Annotated in this window: 16 protein-coding genes; 9 read left to right on the top strand and 7 right to left on the bottom strand. The window is 73.3% G+C overall.

The window, feature by feature from the left end:
* The first annotated feature begins 111 nt into the window (after window positions 1-111).
* Together ACFV9W_RS11430 and ACFV9W_RS11425 are read left to right on the top strand one after the other, a co-directional pair.
* Window positions 112-1,428, top strand: coding sequence for an SLC13 family permease (locus ACFV9W_RS11430; protein ID WP_385758199.1), 1,317 nt, complete (start codon window positions 112-114; stop codon window positions 1,426-1,428).
* Between the two features lie 102 nt (window positions 1,429-1,530).
* Window positions 1,531-2,760, top strand: a complete 1,230-nt coding sequence (locus ACFV9W_RS11425; protein WP_385758196.1) for an amidohydrolase family protein — start codon at window positions 1,531-1,533, stop codon at window positions 2,758-2,760.
* Between the two features lie 55 nt (window positions 2,761-2,815).
* Here the strand turns inward: ACFV9W_RS11425 and ACFV9W_RS11420 are convergent, their stop codons facing one another.
* Entirely contained in the window at window positions 2,816-3,394 is a 579-nt protein-coding gene (locus ACFV9W_RS11420) for an ankyrin repeat domain-containing protein (protein WP_385758677.1), read from the bottom strand.
* A 317-nt stretch (window positions 3,395-3,711) separates the two neighbouring features.
* Window positions 3,712-4,551 (bottom strand): hypothetical protein, encoded by an 840-nt coding sequence (locus ACFV9W_RS11415; protein WP_385758194.1) that lies wholly within the window; start codon window positions 4,549-4,551, stop codon window positions 3,712-3,714.
* Window positions 4,552-4,869: 318 nt separating this feature from the next.
* Between ACFV9W_RS11415 and tgmA the strand changes: the two genes are divergently transcribed.
* Genes tgmA through ACFV9W_RS11395 form a run of 4 tightly spaced genes read left to right on the top strand, consistent with a single transcriptional unit; the run spans window position 4,870 to window position 8,600 of the window.
* On the top strand, window positions 4,870-5,061 hold the full coding sequence (gene tgmA / locus ACFV9W_RS11410) for a putative ATP-grasp-modified RiPP (RefSeq protein ID WP_385758191.1): 192 nt from the start codon (window positions 4,870-4,872) through the stop codon (window positions 5,059-5,061).
* A gap of 14 nt (window positions 5,062-5,075) precedes the next feature.
* Window positions 5,076-6,098: an ATP-grasp ribosomal peptide maturase gene (gene tgmB / locus ACFV9W_RS11405; protein ID WP_385758188.1), complete on the top strand. Its 1,023-nt coding sequence runs from the start codon at window positions 5,076-5,078 to the stop codon at window positions 6,096-6,098.
* Window positions 6,099-6,150: 52 nt separating this feature from the next.
* On the top strand, window positions 6,151-7,599 hold the full coding sequence (locus tag ACFV9W_RS11400) for a carboxylesterase/lipase family protein (RefSeq protein ID WP_385758185.1): 1,449 nt from the start codon (window positions 6,151-6,153) through the stop codon (window positions 7,597-7,599).
* Between the two features lie 41 nt (window positions 7,600-7,640).
* Window positions 7,641-8,600 (top strand): phospholipid scramblase-related protein, encoded by a 960-nt coding sequence (locus tag ACFV9W_RS11395; RefSeq protein WP_385758183.1) that lies wholly within the window; start codon window positions 7,641-7,643, stop codon window positions 8,598-8,600.
* A 4-nt stretch (window positions 8,601-8,604) separates the two neighbouring features.
* Here the strand turns inward: ACFV9W_RS11395 and ACFV9W_RS11390 are convergent, their stop codons facing one another.
* A complete protein-coding gene (locus ACFV9W_RS11390) occupies window positions 8,605-9,495 on the bottom strand; it encodes a hypothetical protein (protein ID WP_385758180.1) in 891 nt (296 codons plus the stop codon).
* On the bottom strand, window positions 9,492-10,436 hold the full coding sequence (locus ACFV9W_RS11385; protein WP_385758178.1) for a phosphatase PAP2 family protein: 945 nt from the start codon (window positions 10,434-10,436) through the stop codon (window positions 9,492-9,494). The genes ACFV9W_RS11390 and ACFV9W_RS11385 overlap by 4 nt, the downstream gene beginning before the upstream one ends.
* 102 nt (window positions 10,437-10,538) lie before the next feature.
* Here ACFV9W_RS11385 and ACFV9W_RS11380 point away from each other — a divergent pair, with 102 nt between their 5' ends.
* On the top strand, window positions 10,539-11,171 hold the full coding sequence (locus ACFV9W_RS11380; RefSeq protein WP_385758175.1) for a TetR/AcrR family transcriptional regulator: 633 nt from the start codon (window positions 10,539-10,541) through the stop codon (window positions 11,169-11,171).
* A 152-nt stretch (window positions 11,172-11,323) separates the two neighbouring features.
* Here ACFV9W_RS11380 and ACFV9W_RS11375 read toward each other — a convergent pair whose 3' ends face one another.
* A complete protein-coding gene (locus tag ACFV9W_RS11375) occupies window positions 11,324-12,358 on the bottom strand; it encodes a DUF2510 domain-containing protein (protein ID WP_385758173.1) in 1,035 nt (344 codons plus the stop codon).
* A 238-nt stretch (window positions 12,359-12,596) separates the two neighbouring features.
* On the opposite strand from ACFV9W_RS11375, the gene ACFV9W_RS11370 reads away from it, so the two are divergent.
* Both ACFV9W_RS11370 and ACFV9W_RS11365 read left to right on the top strand, forming a co-directional pair.
* Window positions 12,597-15,290 (top strand): ATP-binding protein, encoded by a 2,694-nt coding sequence (locus ACFV9W_RS11370; RefSeq protein WP_385758171.1) that lies wholly within the window; start codon window positions 12,597-12,599, stop codon window positions 15,288-15,290.
* Window positions 15,291-15,351: 61 nt separating this feature from the next.
* Window positions 15,352-16,008 carry a hypothetical protein gene (locus tag ACFV9W_RS11365; protein ID WP_385758168.1) on the top strand — a complete coding sequence of 219 codons (657 nt, stop codon included), beginning with the start codon at window positions 15,352-15,354 and terminating at the stop codon, window positions 16,006-16,008.
* A gap of 9 nt (window positions 16,009-16,017) precedes the next feature.
* Here the strand turns inward: ACFV9W_RS11365 and ACFV9W_RS11360 are convergent, their stop codons facing one another.
* Together ACFV9W_RS11360 and pcaD are read right to left on the bottom strand one after the other, a co-directional pair.
* Window positions 16,018-16,821, bottom strand: a complete 804-nt coding sequence (locus tag ACFV9W_RS11360; RefSeq protein ID WP_385758166.1) for an SDR family NAD(P)-dependent oxidoreductase — start codon at window positions 16,819-16,821, stop codon at window positions 16,018-16,020.
* 74 nt (window positions 16,822-16,895) lie between these two features.
* Entirely contained in the window at window positions 16,896-18,017 is a 1,122-nt protein-coding gene (gene pcaD / locus ACFV9W_RS11355) for a 3-oxoadipate enol-lactonase (RefSeq protein ID WP_385758164.1), read from the bottom strand.
* Window positions 18,018-18,145: the final 128 nt, after the last annotated feature.

The raw sequence follows: 18,145 nt of genomic DNA, 5'->3' as shown, positions 1-18,145 counted from the left end.
AGCCAGACCCTTCTTCACCCCCCCGCGCGTCAAGAGCCGCACCTCTCGTCAACCTCCCCGCACCAAAAGCCAGACCCTTCGTCAACCTCCGCCCCTGGAAAGGCCGTTCCCGTGGTCCAGGCGCTCTCCCTCCTTGCCCTGGTGGCGCTCTTCGCGGTCGCCACCCTCACCCCGATCAACATGGGGATCCTCGCGTTCGTCGCCGCGTTCCTCGTCGGAGCGGCTTCCGGTATCGGCCTCGACGACATCTTCGGCGCGTTCCCCGGCGACACCGTCATCCTGCTCGTCGGCATCACCCTGCTGTTCGGCGTCGCCCGCGTGAACGGCACCATCGACCTCGTCGTCGCCCTCGCGCTGCGTGCGGTGCGGGGCCGCCGGTGGGCCATCGTGTGGCTGATGTTCCTCCTCGCCGGCGTGCTGATGGCCCTCGGCTCCGTGCTCGCCGTCGCCATGCTCGCGCCGATCGCCATGCCCATCGCCGCCCGCTACCGCATCCGCCCCCTGCTCATGGGCATGATGCTCAGCCACGGCGCGCTGAGCTGTGCGTTCTCCCCGATCACGGTGTACGGGGCGTTCACCACGGACATGGCGGACAAGGCCGACATCGGGCTGAGTCCGCTGCTCCTGTTCGTCGTGCCGTTCGCGCTGAACGTCCTGCTGGCCGGTGTGCTGTTCCTCGTACTCGGCCGGGACCTGCTGCGCGGCACCGGGACTCCGGAGGAGGACCGGGTGGAGCTGCCCGGTCCGGCCGCGCCGCCCGAGCCCGGCGGGAGCGGCGGCACCGCGACCGCCGTGCGCACCACGGCGCCCGCGGCGACGGCCGTCCGGGCCACGCCGATCCGGGTCCTCACCCTCACCGGGATGCTCGGCCTGATCGTCGGCTCGGCGGCGTTCGGCCTCGACGTCGGTGTGTGCGCGCTCGTGATCGCCGCGGCCCTGATGCTGCTGCGGCCCACAGGGCACAAGGACGCGGCCGACGACATCGGCTGGTCCGCCGTCCTCCTGGTGTCCGGCATGCTGACGTACATGGCGGTCCTGGAGCAGAACAAGACCCTCGACCTGCTCGGCGACGGCGCCGCCGCGCTCGGCTCCCCGCTCCTCGCGGCGCTGCTGCTCTGCCTCGTCGTCGCCGTGGTCTCCGCCTTCGGCTCCTCCATCGGCACCCTCGGCATCGCGCTCCCGGTCGCCTTCCCGCTCCTTGAGGCGGGCGGCGGGCTCAGTGCCGCCGCCTTCGTCCTCGCGCTCGCCTTCTGCTCCACGGTCGTCGACGTCAGTCCGTACTCCACCAACGGCGTCATCGTCCTCGCCCAGGCCCGGGTCGAGGACAAACAGCGCTTCCAGCGCCGGATGTTCGGGTACACCGCGCTGGTCATCACCGGTGCCCCGCTGCTGGCGTGGGCGGTGATCCTCGCTCCGGCGTCGCTGTGACGGTCTCCTCGAAGCGCCGGTACGGGGCATTTGGTATACCATTTTGCGGTCGGTGCCGGCGTCGCGCCGGACGACGCAGGTGAACTACGCAAGGAGACCCACATGCGCGAGGCGGCAGCCCTTTCCGAACCCGCGAACCTGGTCGGAGCCGCGCTCGCCGACGGGCGCCTCGTCGACGTCCGGATCGCCGACGGACGGGTCCGTGAGGTCGTCGACCACGTGTCCGGCGGCGCCCCCGCACCCGGCGCCGTAGAGCTGCACGGCGCGCTGCTGCTGCCCGCGTTCGTCGACGGCCACGCCCACTTCGACAAGACGCTGCTCGGCGCGCCCTGGCGGCCGCACCGCACCACCCGCACGCTGCGCGACCAGATCCTGTCCGAGCGGGCCGCCCGCCGCACCGAGCCGGTCCCGGTCGCCGAGCGGGCGACCGCGCTCGCCCGCCGGATGATCGCCTCCGGCACGGGACACGTGCGCTCGCACGTCGACATCGACCCCGACGTCGGCCTCGACAATCTGCACGCCGTGCTCGGCGTCCGCGAGGCGTTCCGCGACCGCCTCGGCATGCAGATCGTGGCCTTCCCGCAGAGCGGCGTCGTCACCGCGCCCGGCGTGGCCGAGCTCCTGGACGCCGCGCTCACCGAGGGCGCCGACCTCGTCGGCGGCCTGGACCCCGCCGGCTTCGACGGTGACGCCGCAGGCCAGCTCGACATCGTCTTCGGCCTCGCCGAGAAGCACGGCAAGGGCATCGACATCCACCTGCACGACGGCGGCACGACCGGCACCGGGCAGCTGCGCGACATCGCCGCGCGCACGGCGGCCCTCGACCTCGGCGGCCAGGTCACGGTCAGCCACGCGTACAGCCTCGGCGCCGTCGACGACGCCGAACTCGACCGCACGGCCGAGGCGTTGGCCGCGGCGGGCGTCGCCATCATGACCAACGGCCCGGCCGGACCGATGCCGCCCGTCATGCGGCTGCGCGGGCACGGTGTCCGGGTCTTCGCCGGCTCCGACAACATCCGCGACACCTGGTGGCCCTACGGCACCGGCGACATGCTGGAGCGGGCGACGATCATCGGCCTGCGCGACGGGCTGATGACGGACGAGGAACTGCGCGTCGCCGCCTCCCTCGTCACCGACCAGGCCGCCGCCGCGCTCGGCCTCGACGGCTACGGCATCGCGCCGGGCTGCCGCGCCGACCTCGTGGCGGTCGCGGCCGGATCCGTCCCGGAGGCCGTCGCCGACCATCCGCGCCGCGTCCTGGTCCTGCACGGCGGGAAGGTCGTCGGCCCCGAGCCGGTGGACACCTACCCGCGCTTCACGCCCGCTGGCTGACGCCGGGGGAGCCCGGCGTCACGCCCCCGCCGGCTGACACCGGGGGCGCCCCGCGTCACGCCCCCGCCGACCGCAGCAGCTTCGCGATCTCGTCGTAGCCGTGCCGCTCGGCGTGGTCGAGCGGGGTGACGCCGTCGCGGTCGGCCAGCTCCGGGTCGGCGCCGCCGTCGAGCAGCAGCTCGACGACGCGCTGGTGGTCGCGGCCGCCGTCGCCGAGGATGATCGCCTCCAACAGGGCGGTCCAGCCGAGGTTGTTGACGTGGTCCACGTCCATGTCGGTGTCGCGCAGCACCTCGCGGACGTACGCGGCGTGGCCGTGCTCGCCCGCGGGGATCAGCGACGTACCGCCGTAGCGGTTGACCAGGGAGTAGTCCGGTTCGGCCGGGATCAGGGCGCGGGCCATGGCCACGCTGCCGGTCACGCCCGTCACCAGCCAGGCGCTGTCGTCCTGCTCGTCCTGCGCGTCCGGGTCGGCGCCCGCCGCGACGAGGGCCTTCGCCGCCGCCACATGGTCGTCGAGTGCGGCCAGCAGCAGCGGGGTGCGGCCCTCGTCGTCGCGGACCTCGGTGTCGGCGCCCGCGCGCAGGGCGGCACGGACCGCGTCGGTGTCGCCCTCGCCCGCCGCGCGCAACAGGTCCGCGGAGGCCTCCGGGGCGGACGCGCCGCCGGACGACCGCTCGGCCGAGGCCTTCGGCGGGCGCTCGGTGTCCGCCGCGTCGTCCGGCGCGGCGGTGCAGGCCGTGACGAACGCCAGCGCGCCGACCGCGATCAGTCCGCTCAAGCGGGTCCTTGGGCGTCGTGGGGTGCGCATCGCGGTCCTCCGTGGGGTGGGGCTGTGCCGATGCCCCGATCCTCCGCCCCGGCCGGGCGCCCCGGCGTCGGCCCGTCGGCTATGTGCGGCGGTCAGGAGGAGGACCCCGATGTCGTCCGATCGGTCGATGCGCGCCCGCGTCACCCCCGCTTGTAGGAGATCATGGCGGTCGTCACGAGGCACGGGGACGGCGGCACCATCTGGACGCGCAGGGTGCCCCGCGCCGCGTCGTAGTCGATGCCCTCGGACTCGAAGGTGCCCTTGCAGACGCTGCGTTGGGGGATCGCGAAGGCGGTGGCCACGCGGCCGGTGACCGGCTGGCCGTCCAGCGGGCGGTCGAGGGTGATGTCGAGGACCTCCTTCGTCGCGGCGTCGGACGAGCACAGGAGGTGGGTGGCGTCGGTGAAGTCGCAGCCCTGGATGTTCGTGACCGGCTTGTCGAGGGAGATCTGCCCGGCCTGGGGGAGGTTGGCGCCGGGCTGCGGCGCCGAGGCGTTGAGGACCGGCGTGGGGAAGACCTGGAGGCGCTCCCGCGTGCCCCACTCGCCGGACACCAGCCACTGACCGTCGGGCGACACGGACGCGAACGAGTTGTTGAGCAGTTCGCCCGGGTCCAGGGCGTGTTCGTAGGTGGTGCGCTTCCCGGCCGCGGTCGTGACCGCGAACATCTTCTTCGTCGCGCTGTCGCCGCCCTGGTACGCGTCGAAGGTGTAGCCACGTGCCACGTCCGGGTCGCCCACGTGCGTCCAGCCCGCGACGCGCAGCGACAGCGGGATCGAGCCGAGACCGCGGTACAGGAGCGACCCGTCCGCGCGGGAGGCCAGGCCCTGGCTGCCCGTCAGCGAGTTCACGTGCGCGGTGCCGGTCTCCGTCCAGGTGGGCGCGGCGGACGCCGGGGCCGCGCCGAGGGTGAGGGCGCCCAGGGCGGTGGCGAGGGCCAGCGCCGAGCGTCTCTTGTGCCGCTTCTTGTGCCGGGTCATGAAGGTCACCCTGCCCCATGATCGGCGCGCGCAGGGCGTGTTCGGGCAGGGTGGCGGATTGTCGCCGTACGAGCTCCGTACGACCCCGCCCGGAGATGTAAAGGGTTGTAAAGGCGCCGTATAGGTGGAGTGACCCCAAAGCCCCCTGCAATGCCCGGTCATTACCTGCCTGACGTTGTGTCATCACGCTGCGTGGCGGAATGAACTCCTCAGGGGTGTGACGCGTCTTACCAAAACGAGACCTGGAAATTCGCTGGAGGTGTGACGTCGGAGAGTCACCATGCGCTTGACTTGGCGAACCCCCAACTAGGAGAGCTCATGCGACCGTTCGCACTGAACTATGCCCGCCCCACGCGAGAGGCAGAGGTCAGGGCGCCGTATGTGTACGACGCAACGCTGCAGTTGAACGTATTGGCCGACGGCGCAGTGGCGGCACGCGACTACGCAGTGTTGCGGGAGTTCGCGGCCACCACCTCGACCGCGGGTTCGAAAACCCATTTCGACGACTGAACGGCCCTGCCGAAATGACCGTGCTGATCCTGACGAGTGAACAGGATGTGACGGCCGACATGGCCGTCGTCGAATTGAACGCCAATGGAATCCCCGTCCTGCGGCTCGACCCCGCCGAACTGCCCGGCGGCGTCGGGGTGTCGGGCGAGTTCGCGCACGGCGCGTTCCACGGCCATCTCTCGGTCGGGGGCCGGGTCGTCAGCGTGGGCGGCCTGCGCTCGATCTGGGTGCGCCGCCCCGGCGTGCCCGCCGCCCATGCGGAAGCCGCGTCGTCGTGGCTCACCGAGGAGTCCGCGCAGTCCCTGTACGGGATGCTGCGGTGCACCGAGGCGCGCTGGATGAACCACCCCGACTCCGCCGCCCAGGCCCGCCACAAGCCGTGGCAGTTGTGGCTGGCCCGCGCCTGCGGCCTCCCGGTGCCCGCCACGCTGATCACCACATTCCCGCGCGCGGCCCGCGAGTTCGCCGAGCGCTACCCCGACCTGATCGTGAAACCGGTCTCGGGCAAGCACCCGGGCGACGCCGGCCTCGCCGTGCCCACCACGCGCGTGCGCCCCGGCGAGGACTACCAGGACGTCGCGAACGGGCCGACGCTGCTGCAGCGCCGGATACGCAGGGCCGCGGACATCCGCCTGACCTGCGTGGGCGACCGGCTGTTCGCGGCGCGCGCGGCGGGTTCACCGGACGCCGAGGACGCGCGGCGGCACAGCGAGGAGGCGACCGTCGACGACGTGCGCTTCGACGCCGCCGCGGGCCCCTGGCGCCCGATACCCGTGCCGCGGCGGGTCGCCGACGGGGTGCGGGCCTATCTGACCCGGGCCCAACTGGCGTACGGGGCGTTCGACTTCGCCGAGGACGCCGACGGCATCTGGTGGTTCCTGGAGTGCAACCAGTCGGGCCAGTTCGGCTTCGTCGAGATCGAGACGGGCCAGCCCATCGGCCGGGCCGTCGCCCAGTGGCTCGCGGGCGAACCCTTCGGGCCCGTGCCGCCCGCGGGCGAGGACGGCGAACGCACGCTCGGCGCCGGGTGTGGCTGACACGACTCCGCGGGATCTTTACGCGGCGGCGGGCGAGGGGTACGAGAGGAACATGACCGACGCCACTGCAGACACCAGGCAGGGAACCCTCCGAGGCCGCGCCGAGGACGGCATCGCCGCCTTCCTCGGAGTGCCGTACGCCGCCGCCCCGTTCGGCCCGCGCCGCTTCGCCGCGCCCGAACCCGCCGAGCCGTGGACCGGCGAGCGCGACGCGAAGCGGTACGGCCCGACCGCGCCCAAGGCCCCGTACGCCCCGCCGTTCGACGCGCTGATCCCTGAGACGTCCCAGGACGGCGAGGACTGCCTGAACCTGAACGTATGGACCCCCGAGCCGGGATCCGGCGCGCGCCTGCCCGTCATGGTGTGGCTGCACGGCGGGTCCTTCTCCAACGGCTCCGCGAACTCCTCCGGCTACCGCGGCGACACCTTCGCCCGCGACGGCGTCGTCTTCGTCGGCGTCAACTACCGGCTCGGCGTCGACGGATTCCTGCACCTGCCCGGGGCGCCCGACAACCGGGGCCTGCTCGACATGATCGCCGCCCTTGAATGGGTGCGCGACAACATCGCGGCGTTCGGCGGGGACCCGGACCGGGTGACCGTGTTCGGGGAGTCGGCGGGCGGGGTGGCGATCGGCCGGCTGCTCGTCGAGCCGCGCGCCCGCGGCCTGTTCCGGCGCGCGATCCTGCAGAGCGGGGCCTGCCACCACTTCGTACGGCCCGACACCGCGCGCCGCATCGGGGAGCGGCTGGCGGAGCGGCTCGGTGTCGCGCACACCGCGGAGGCGTTCGCGGCGGTGCCGCTGCCGGAGCTGATCGCGGCGCAGGGGGCCCTGTCGGACGAGTTCCGCTCGCGCCCCGACCCGGCGGTGTGGGGCGACGCGGCGCTCAACGGGATGGTCTTCGAGCCGATCGCCGACGAGCACGTCATGCCGGGGCCCGACCTCGGCGTGGACATCCTCGTCGGCAGCAACCGCGAGGAGAACCGGCTCTACATGGTGCCGACCGGCCGCTTCGACACCATCAGCGAGGGTCGGGTGCGGCGGGGCGCCGAGGCCTTCGGCGCCGACCTGGACGGATACCGGGCGAGCCGGCCCGACGCGAGCCCCGGGGAACTCCTCGACGCCGTCGTCACCGACTGGTTCTGGCGGATCCCGGCGGTGCGGCTCGCCGAGGCGGTGCCGGGCTCGCACCTGTACGAGTTCGCGTGGCGCTCGCCCCAGTTCGACGGTCTGCTGGGGGCGTGCCACGCCCTGGAGCTGGGCTTCGTCTTCGACCGCGCCGACGACCCGGACTACGCGGCGCTCGCGGGCAAGGACGCACCGGCGGAGCTGGCCCGCGCGATGCACGGCGCGTGGGTCGCGTTCGCGGAGTCCGGCGATCCGGGCTGGGCCGCCTACGACCCGGCGGGGGACCGGTCGACGATGGTGTTCGACGCGGGGGCCTCCCGGGTCGAGGCGGACCCGCGGGCGGCCGAGCGGGAGCTGTGGGAGGGGGCGCGCTGACGGCAGGGAACGCCCACAGAGTGGCGCGATAGTGTGCCCCGGTGACGACGCATTCGAACACCCCCGCAGGTTGGTACCCGGACCCCCAGGGCACGCCCCAGACGCTGCGGTGGTGGGACGGCGCCCAGTGGACCGAGCACACGCACCCGGCGCAGGCGCAGGCCCCGGCCCAGCAGTCTCCGGCCGCGGGCCAGGTGCCGCCGCAGCAGCAGGCTCCGGCGCAGCAGCAGTTCGCGCCGGCCCAGCCGCAGCAGGCGCCCGTGCAGCAGCCGCAGCAGCAGTACGCCCAGCCCCAGCACCAGCCGCAGTCGCTGCACGAGCAGCAGGGGCAGGCGCGGGCCGCCGACGTGCAGCGTCAGGTGCAGCAGCAGGCGGGCGTCGCCGGGGCCGGGCAGGGCGGCGGCACGCTGTTCACCGAGCCGGTCCTCGTGGTGAACCAGAAGGCCAAGCTGATCGAGCTGACGAACGAGTACAGCGTCATGGATCAGCACGGCAACCACGTGGGCTCCGTCGTCCAGGTCGGCCAGAGCGCCATGAAGAAGGCGCTGCGCTTCGTCGCCAGCGTCGACCAGTTCATGACGCACCGCCTGGAGATCCGGGACCCGTACGGGCAGCCGCTCATGGTGCTCACGCGGCCGGCCAAGTTCATCAAGTCCAAGGTGCTCGTGGAGCGCCCCGACGGCACGCCGGTCGGCGAGATCGTCCAGCAGAACGCCATCGGGAAGATCAACTTCGCGATGAACGTGAACGGTCAGCAGATCGGGGCGATCAAGGCGGAGAACTGGCGGGCCTGGAACTTCGCGATCGTCGACCACGCGGACAACGAGGTCGCGCGGATCACGAAGACGTGGGAGGGGCTGGCCAAGACGATGTTCACGACCGCGGACAACTATGTGCTGCAGGTGCACTATCAGCTGCCCGAGCCGTTGTTGAGCCTTGTCGTCGCGACGGCTCTGACCGTGGATACGGCGCTGAAGCAGGATTCGCGCGGGTTCGGGTGAGCCTCTACGGGGTTGCGGTCACGGGGCTCTGCCCCGGACCCCGCGGGCTCTCGTCCAAGAGCGGGGCTTGATCATGGTCGCTCGCCGTCGAATGTGTCAGCAGCACCACGCCACCCGTCGCCAGGATCGCTCCCACCGCCGCCAGGGACCAACCCGCCACTCCGCCCTGCAGATGCTCGCCCAGCAGTACGAGCCCGATGACGGACGCCGCGACCGGGTTCGACAAGGTCACCATCGCCAGCGGAGCGCCCAGGCCGCCCTGGTAGGCCGTCTGGGACAGGAGCAGGCCGCCCGCCGCGAAGGCCGCGACCAGCAGGGCCACCGCGATGACGCGGACGTCGAGCAGCGGGCCCGTGCGGTCGGTGACCGCCACCGTCACGGTCTGGGTGAGCGCCGAGGCGACGCCCGACGCGACGCCGGAGGCGGTCGCGTGGCGCAGGCCCGGCTTCGCGCCGCGCCGTGAGAGCACGCCGATGAGCGCCGCCGTCACCGCGGCTACGCCGAGCGCCTCGGGCAGCGAGAGCGTGTCGTCGGGGGCGGGGCCCGAGGCCGTGACGAGCAGCGCGCCCAGGCCCGCGAGGGTGAGCGCCGTGCCGCGCCACTCGCCTGCCGTGACATGCCGGCCGGCCACCTTCGCCCCCAGCGGCACCGCCGCGACGAGGGTGAGCGCGCCGAGCGGCTGGACCAGGGTGAGGGGCCCGTACTTGAGCGCGGCGACGTGCAGCAGCGCGGCCGAGGCGTTGAGGCCGACCGACCACCACCAGGTCCCCGTCGCGAGCAGCCGCAGCACGCCCGCCCCCGACCTGGCGGCGAGCCGTTCCTGGGCCACGGCCGCGGCGGCGTAGGCCACGGCGGAGACCAGGGAGAGCGCGACGGCGAGCAGGGTGGCGGTCATCGTGCCGCTCCGGCCGGGTGGGTGTGCGGCGCGGCGATCAGCTCGGCCGGTATGTGGGTCGGCGTCGCCGCCGCGAGTACGTCGGCGGCCGTCAGCGCGTCCGGCGGCGTACGGAACGCGGCCGGGGCCCACGGCGTCGGCGTGGCCGCGGAGGGCTCCGCGATGTGCGGCGTGCTTGTGGGCGCGGGCACCGGGAACAGGTGGCGCCAGAAGCCGGTCGTGTCGATGGCGTGCGGCAGCCGGATGACCGCGAGCGCGGCGCCGAGCAGCAGTGTCGCCACGATCGTGTCGAGCCAGTAGTGGTTGGCGGTGCCCACGATCACGGCCAGCGTGAACAGCGGGTGCAGCAGCCACAGCCAGCGCCACCGCGAGCGGGTCGCGGCGACCAGGCCGATGGCGACCATCAGGGCCCAGCCGAAGTGCAGCGAGGGCATCGCGGCGAACTGGTTGGCCATGGTGTCCGTGGCGGGCTTCGCGGCGTAGACCGAGGGGCCGTAGACCTGCGCCGTGTCGACGAGGTGGGTGGCGGCGAGGAGCCGCGGCGGGGCCAGCGGGAACGTCAGGTGCAGCACGAGCGCCGCCGCGGTGAGCGCCGCGAGCACGCGCCGCGTCCACAGGTAGTGGCGCGGGCGGCGCAGGTAGAGGAAGACGAGCAGCGCGATCGTGGCCGGGAAGTGCACGGACGCGTAATAGATGTTCGCGGCGTGCACGAGGGTGTCGCTGCTCAGCAGGACGTCCTGCACCGCGCCCTCGCCCGGCAGGTGCACGCCACGTTCAAAGCTCCACACGTGGTCGGCGTTGTGGAAGGCCTCGGCGGTGTGGCCGTTGGCCAGCTGCCGCCCGAGCTTGTAGACGAGGAAAAGTCCCACGACCAGCAAGAGCTCGCGTATCAGGGGTGGCCGGACGGCGTGCTGCTCCGGTTCCCGCATGTTCCCGTTCATCGATACGCCAGTGTACCGATACGGTGGCGTACCGGTACACTGGCGTATCGATAGGCCGGTGTGATCTCATCGACACCGCAGCCGACCCGAGGAGTGAGGGCCATGACGACGCGCGAGAAGGCCACCGAGGCCGCACCCACCACCTCGCGCCGCTCGAAGATCAGCCCCGAGCGGGCCCAGGAGTTCTTCGACGTGGTCCTCGATCAGCTGCGGGAGCAGGGGTACGGGGCGCTCACCATGGAGGGCGTCGCCGCGCAGGCCTGTTGCAGCAAGTCCACGCTGTACCGGCAGTGGAAGACGAAGCCGCAGCTGGTGGCCGCGGCGCTGCGGGCCGGACGCTGTGCCAAGTTCTTCACAGCCGACACGGGTACGCTCGCGGGAGACCTCGCGACCGCCGCGCGCAACGCGGCGTCGCAGGCCAAGCCGGACACGGTGCTCGTGCAGGCCCTCGGGCACGCCGCCCTCCAGGACGACGAGCTGAAGGGCGCCCTGCGCGAGGCGCTGATCGAGCCGGAGCTCGCGTCGATCGACGCGATGGTGAAGCGGGCGGTGGCGCGCGGCGAGATCGCCGCGGACCATCCCGCGCTGCCCTACCTGGCCGCGCAGCTCTTCGGAGTCATGCGCAGCCGACCGATCCTGGAAGGGCGCGAGGCCGATGCCGACTATCTGGTCGGCTTCGTCGAGCGCGCGCTGATTCCGGGACTCGGCCTGACCCGGGAGGGTCGGGCCACCTGAACGGGAGGCCGCCGGTCGCAGGGATGACCGACCGGTGGTCTGCCCGCGCCGCACCGTGGGGACGGGGGCGGCGCGCACCCCCGGCCGGGCGGGTTCCTCCTTGAGCGGAGGGGGACCCGTCCGGCCGCATGTGTGCGGGGCCGAAGCGGTGCTCAGACGTTTTCGCCGGTGTCGCCGTCGCCGGTCACCGACGCCTTCTTGATGCCCTCGAGGATCTTGTCGATCGCCCCGGCGTCCGGGCCCTTCGCCTTGTCCGCGGCGGTCTTCGGGACGTCGATGCCCGCGCGCAGCACGATCAGCTTGTCGGGGTTGGCGGGGGAGGGGAAGGCGGCCGACTCCACCCACGCGTCGACGCCGGACTTCGTCTCGACGCTCCAGCGGACCCGGTAGCCCTTCTGCCCGGCGACCGTGACCGCCTTCGCGAAGACCTGCTCGTGGCCCGTGATCCCCTCGTAGGTCTTGCCGCCGTAGGACGACTTCGCGTTCTTGGCGATGTCCTCCTTCGCGGCCGCCTTCGCCGTCTTCGCGTCGAGACCCAGACGCTTCGCCGACGAGGTGGTCGCCCCGCCCTTCACGCAGGCGTCGCCCTTCGAGTTGGGGCAGGGGTACGGGCCGACGGTGATGCCGGCGGCGCCCGCGCCGTCGGTGCCGGTCCAGTTCTTGATGACCGGGATCGCGACGCCGTTGCTGACATCGGTGGCGAAGCCCTGGTCGAGCGGGGCCCGCGGGCTGGCGCCCGGAGCGTCGGGGCCGGGGCTCTCGCCCCCGCCGCCGGGGGCGCCGGGGTCCTCGGGGGGCGCCTCCTTCGGGCTCTGCGAACGGGAGTCCGCCTTGTCGTTCCTGCCGTCGCCGTCACCGCCCGCCGTGAGCGCGTAGACGCCGGTGCCGATCCCCGCGAGGACCACGACCGCGATCCCGGCGGCGATGGCGATCCGGCCCCGGCCGCGCGACGCCGACGGCAGCGGACCGGGATGGCCGGGATGGCCGGGATGGCTCGGGTACGCCGGGTTGGGCGCGGGCGGCTGCTGCGCGAACGGAGCCGGCTGCTGCGAAGGCGGCGGCGGGGTCGTGGCGGCGGGCCGCGTCTGGTCGGTCCAGCGTGCGCCGTCCCACCAGCGTTCGGTGCGCGGGCCGTTGGGTATCTGCCCCGGGTCGGGGTACCAGCCTGCGGGAGTCTGCGACGTCATGGACGGAACAGTATGAGGCCCGGCTGAAAAGGACATGAGAGGGTCCGGCCCCCGGTCGGGATCGTTACCCGGCCGGCCCGTACTGCCCATCTCCGGCCAAATGTCACCGGCTGCCGCGACGCCCCACGAAGCGGCGGCCTCCCGGTCTAGGCTCGTGACCAGTACGCCGATCGCCCCAAGTGGTCGGCCGCGACCGGACACCGGGACGACACCCGGTTCGACAACGGGAGGCTGTGGGATGACCCAGGGACGACGGCACGCGGACGCCGCGCCCTCTGGCCCTCACCTGTGGGAGAGAGAGTCCGAACTCGACGTCGCGGCGCGTGCGCTCGACGATCTGTGCGGCGGCTCCGCGGCCGCGGGCAGCCTCGTCGTCTTCAAGGGCGAGGCGGGCATCGGCAAGACCGCGCTGCTCTCCCAGGTGCGCGAGATGGCGGCGGGCCGGGCCACCGTGTGGTCGGCCCGGGGCGGCGAGACCGTCACGTCCGTTCCCTTCAACGTCGTGCGCCAACTCCTGCAGCCCGCCCTCGTGGCGCTCTCCGAGGAGGAGGCCCGCGAGTACTTCGGCGACTGGTACGACATCGCGGGCCCCGCCCTCGGCATCGCCGAGCCCACCGGACGCCAGGCCGACCCGCAGGGCGTGCGCGACGGACTCGTCGCCGCGGCGTCCCGACTGGCCCGCCTGCACTGGCCGTTGGTGCTGCTCATCGACGACGCGCACTGGGCCGACCTGGAGACCCTGGAGTGGCTCGCCGCGTTCGCCGAGCGCCTCGACGGGCTGCCGGTGTTCGTCGTCGTCGCCCAGCGCGAGGCCACCGACGGGCGCGCCGCCGCCTGCCTGGACGCGGTGGCCGCCGCCGCCCGCCCCGGCGTATCCCAGCTGAGCGCCCTCACCCCGGACGCCACCGCGGGCCTGACCCGCGCCACGCTCGGCGCCCACTCCGACGACCCGTTCTGCCGCGAGGTGTGGGCCGTCACCGGCGGAAACCCGTACGAGACCGTCGAATTGCTCGCCAAGGTCCAGGACAGCGAGTTCCAGCCCGACGAGCGGGCCGCCGTCGAACTGCGGGCGCTCAACCGGTCCGCCCGCGGCCGCGGGCTCGTCACCCGGCTCGAAGGGCTCGGCACCGACGCGACCCGGTTCGCCTGGGCCGCCGCCATCCTCGGCACCCGCATCGAACCGGGCCTCGCGGCCCTGCTCGCCGGCATGAACCCCGAACAGGCGGGTCGCTGCGCCGAACACCTGCGCTCCGCCCGCATCCTGACCGACACCGGGTCACCCGGACCGGGGTTCGGCGCCGGCGACACCCTGGAGTTCGTCCACCCGCTGATCGCGTCCGCCGTGTACGACGCGATCCCGCCGGCCACCCGCACCGCCATGCACGGCCAGGCCGCCTGGGCGGTCACCGCCTCCGGGCACGGCCCCGCCGCCGCCTCCCGCCACCTCCTGGAGGTGCACCCGGACGACGACCCGGAGCTCGTCGAGCAGTTGCGCGCCGCCTCCCGCGAGCACCTCGCCGTCGGTGCCCCGTCGGCGGCCCGGCGCTGCCTGGAGCGCGCCCTCCAGGAGCCGCCGCTGCCCGAGATGCGGCCGCACGTGCTGTACGAGCTGGGCTGCGCCACGCTGCTCACCTCGCCGTCCACCACCGTCGCGCACCTGCGCTCCGCGCTCGACTCCGAGCCCGGACTCCTCGGCGAGGACCGCGTCGACGCGGTGTGCCGCCTCGCCCAGGCCCTCGTGCACACCAACCGCCTCGACGACGCGCTCGCCGCGCTCGACGCCGAGGCCGTCCAGCTGGACGAGGGGAAGCAGCGGCTGCGCCTGCGGGCCACCCGCCTCTTCTGGGAGTGCATCTACGCCGGCGAGCACGATCCGCAGGACCGCTCCCGCAGCCTCGCCGAACTCGCGGGCCGGGTCACCGGGCGCGACAACCCCGAGCGCGTCCTGCTGATCCTGCGCGCCTTCGACATGATGAACCGCGGGGAGAACGCCGAGGAGGTCGCGGAGTACTGCGACCGCTCCCTGGTCAACGGACGCCTCGCCCCGGGCCTCGGCTGGACCGACACCGAGTGGGGCTTCGAGATCCTCATCGCGCTCGGTCTCTCGTACCTCTTCGCCGACCGGCTCGACCGCGCCGAGAGCCTGTTCACCGAGAGCATGCGGGCCTACGAGACCGCCGGCTGGAGCGGCGGCCACCTCTCCCTCGCGCACGCATTCGTCGGCTACGTCCACCGCAGGCGCGGTCGGCTCAACGATGCGGAAGCGTTCCTGCGCGAGGCGCTGCGGCTGGCCGACCGGGTGGGCCACGGCCTGCCCATGCACTGGGACGCCGCGGCCATGCTCATCGACACGCTGCTCGTCCGCGGCAAGCCCGACGAGGCGCTCCGGATCGCCGACCGCTACGGCTTCGCCGCGCCCTACCCGTCGATGATCCTGCTGCCCGACGCGCACTCGGTGCGCGGTCGGCTGCTGCTCGCCGTGGGCCGCACCGAGGAGGGCATCAGCGAACTGGAGACCGGGGGCAAGGTGGCCCAGGCCCGCGGCGGCCACAACACCGTCGTCGCGTCGTGGGCGGGCGACCTGGCCCTCGCCCTCGCCGACACCGACCCGAAGCGCGCCGCCGAACTCGTCGCGCAGTCCCGCATCCAGGCCGAGCGGTTCGGCACGGACACGGCGATCGGCGAGGCACTGCGGTGCGCCGCCGCGCTGGCCACCGGGCGGGAGCAGCTCACCCTGTACGCGAAGGCGGTCACGTACCTCGAAGCGTCCCCCTGCGCGTACGAACACGCTCGGGCGCGGGTCGAGTACGGGATCGCCGCGCGCTCGCTGTCCGAGCTCAACCGCGGCTTGCAGCTGGCCCGTTCGTGCGGCGCTGACGGGCTGACGGCGCGGGCCCGGGAGGTGCTGGAGACGGGCCGCGGGCTGCGCTAGTGCCTGTCGTTTGGATCAGGCCGGGCTCGTGCGCTGTCCACCCGGGGGATACGGTCCTGCCATGTCCCGATCAGTCGAAACCCGACCAGCGTCGTCTCCCGTCACCGCGGACGACGTCGCCCTCGCCGTGCGGCTCGCCGTGGGCAGCCTTCGCGACGCGTCCCCGGAGGGGTGGGACGGCAGGGCGGGTTCGCTGGAGTGGGACTGCTGGGAGACCGTCGAGCACCTCGCCAACGATCTGCTGTACTACTCCGTCCAACTGGGGCCGCAGAGTCCGCCGTTGGACACACATGTGCCGTTCGCGCTGAACCAGAAGCGGCCCGGCGGACCCGCATACTTCCTCTTCGCGGAGCGCGCCGCGGGACCGGCCGGCCTGGTGCAGGTCCTTGAGGCGTGCGGTGCGCTGCTGGTCGCCATGGTGCGGACGACGTCGCCCCAGGTGCGCGCCCACCACGCCTCCGGGGTGTCGGACCCCGAGGGCTTCGCGGCGATGGGCGTGGTGGAGACGCTGGTGCACACGCATGACGTGGCGGAAGGCCTCGGGCTCGACTGGACCCCGCCCGCCGGACTCTGCTCGCGGGCACTCACCCGGCTGTTCCCGCAGGCCCCGGACGGCGCGGCCCCCTGGCCCACCCTCTTGTGGGCCACCGGCCGCGCCGACCTGCCGGGCCACCCTCGCCCGACCACGTGGCGCTGGCAGAGCACACCACGGTCGTAGGAACCGGCCCTACGACCCCAGGATCCGGTCGAGTTCGGCGTCGAGGCGGTCCTGGACCTCGCGGTCGTACGTCTCCGCGTGCGCCAGCGTCGGCTGCTCCCCGTCGAAGAACCCGGCAGTTGCTTCGCCGCCCAACTCGCCGACGGCCAGGGCCAGTACACCGGCCGCGCCGTCCTCGACGGTGTTCAGCGGGCCGACGCCGGCCTCGCGGACCATCGCCGTGTCCATGTACGTCGCCGGGTGGATGACGTTGACGTGGATGCCGGTGCCGGACAGCTCGCGGGCGAGGGCGAAGGTGTGGGCGGCGAGGCCGAACTTGGCGCGGCAGTACGCCTCGGTGCCGCTGTAGTTGTCCGCGAACTTCAGGTCGTCGAAGTCGAGCGGGGACTGGCCCAGCGAACCGCAGTTCACCACGCGGGACGGTGCGTTGTCCCGGAGCGTGGGCAGCAGGGCGCGGGTGAGGGCGACCGGGGCGAGCAGGTCGACGGCGAACCGCAGCTCGTGACCGTCCGCGCTCAGCTCGCGGCCCGCGCCCGGCGCACCGGTGCCGACACCGGCGTTGTTGACGAGGACGTCGAGCTCCGGGTGGGCGGCGGCGACCCGGGCGCCGAGGCCGCGCACCTGCTCCAGGGAGGCGAGGTCCGCGACGAAGCCCTCGGCGCGAGCGCCGGCGGCCCGCAGCTCCTCGACGAGGGCGTCCGTACGTTTCTCGTCCCGGCCGTGGGCGAGCACGACGTGCCCGCCGCGGCCGAGCTCGAAGGCGAGGTACCGGCCGAGGCCGGAGGTGGCACCGGTGATCAGGATTGTGGCCATGCGTCCAGGCTAGGGGCCGGGAGGTACGGTCGGCGTGGCCCCCCTGGTCGTAGGCCTGTCGGGGTCAGAAGGCCCTACGCCAGCCCTTCCTCGGCGAGCACCCGCTGGGCGACGCCGAACGCCGAGTTGGCGGCGGGCACACCCACGTACACGGCGCACTGCTGCACCACGGCGCCGATCTCGTCGGGGGTGAGGCCGTTGCGCAGGGCGGCGCGGACGTGCATGCCGAACTCGTCGAGGTGGCCGTGGGCGACGAGCGCGGTCAGCGTGATCATGCTGCGTTCGCGGCGGGAGAGCGTCGGGTCGGTCCAGATCTCGCCCCACGCATAGCGCGAGATGAAGTCCTGGAACCGGGCCGTGAACGGCGTCTGCTTCGCCTGCGCCCGGTCCACGTGCGCGTCCCCGAGGACCTCGCGGCGCACTTCCATGCCGCGCTTCACGGCGTGCCCGAGGTGGCCGCGCAGCAGCCCGACGACCGCCTCCGGCCGTTCGGCGGGGGCGAGGTGGGAGGCGCCTGCCAGCTCGACGAGTTCGGCGTCCGGGACGGCGTCCGCGATCTCCCGCAGGTGCGCGGGCGGGGTGGCGGGGTCCTGGCGGCCCGCGACGAGGAGGGTCGGCACGGTGATCTCGGGGAGCCGGTCCCTCAGGTCGAACGCGGCGAGGGCGTCGCAGCAGGCGGCGTAGCCCGCGGGGTCGGCGTCCCGGTTGTCCTGCACGAGGCGTTCCACGGTGAACCCGGGGGTGAACCAGCGGGACGGCGCGGTCTCCGTGACGCCCGCCGTGCCCTCCTTGCGGACGAGGGCGGCCCGCTCCTCCCAGTTCTTCGCGCCGCCGAAGTGGGCGGAGGAGCAGATGACGGCGAGGCTGGTGAGGCGTTCGGGGTGGTGCACGGCGAGATGCAGGCCGACGGCGCCGCCGAGCGATACGCCCGCGTAGGCGAACCGGTCGATGCCGAGGTCGTCGGCGAGTGCGAGGACGAGGTCGGCGAGGTCTGCGACGGTGGCGCCGGGGTTGATCAGGCCGGCGTCGGACCCGCCGTGACCGGGGAGGTCCCACCGTACGACGCGGTGGGCGGCGGACAACTCGGGCGCGACCGCGTCCCACAGGGCGGAACTCGTCCCGAGCGAGGGCCCGAGCACCAGCGGGGGAGCGGTGCGCGAGCCCTCTTCGTGGTGGTGGAGACGGGGTGCGTTCATGGGTGTGCTCCCGGTGGATCGTCGAGCTTCGACTTGGGCTGGCGGTGTTCGGTGGTGGTCGGGTTTCGGTCGTACGTGGCTGGGCGCGCAGTTCCCCGCGCCCCTAAAAGGCTGTCTCTTATACACAT

Origin of the sequence: Streptomyces sp. NPDC059897 (assembly GCF_042730865.1) — a bacterium.
Classification (GTDB): Bacteria; Actinomycetota; Actinomycetes; order Streptomycetales; family Streptomycetaceae; genus Streptomyces.
The sequence above is the reverse complement of the archived record's forward strand: the minus strand, read 5'-3'. Positions and strand labels throughout refer to the sequence as shown.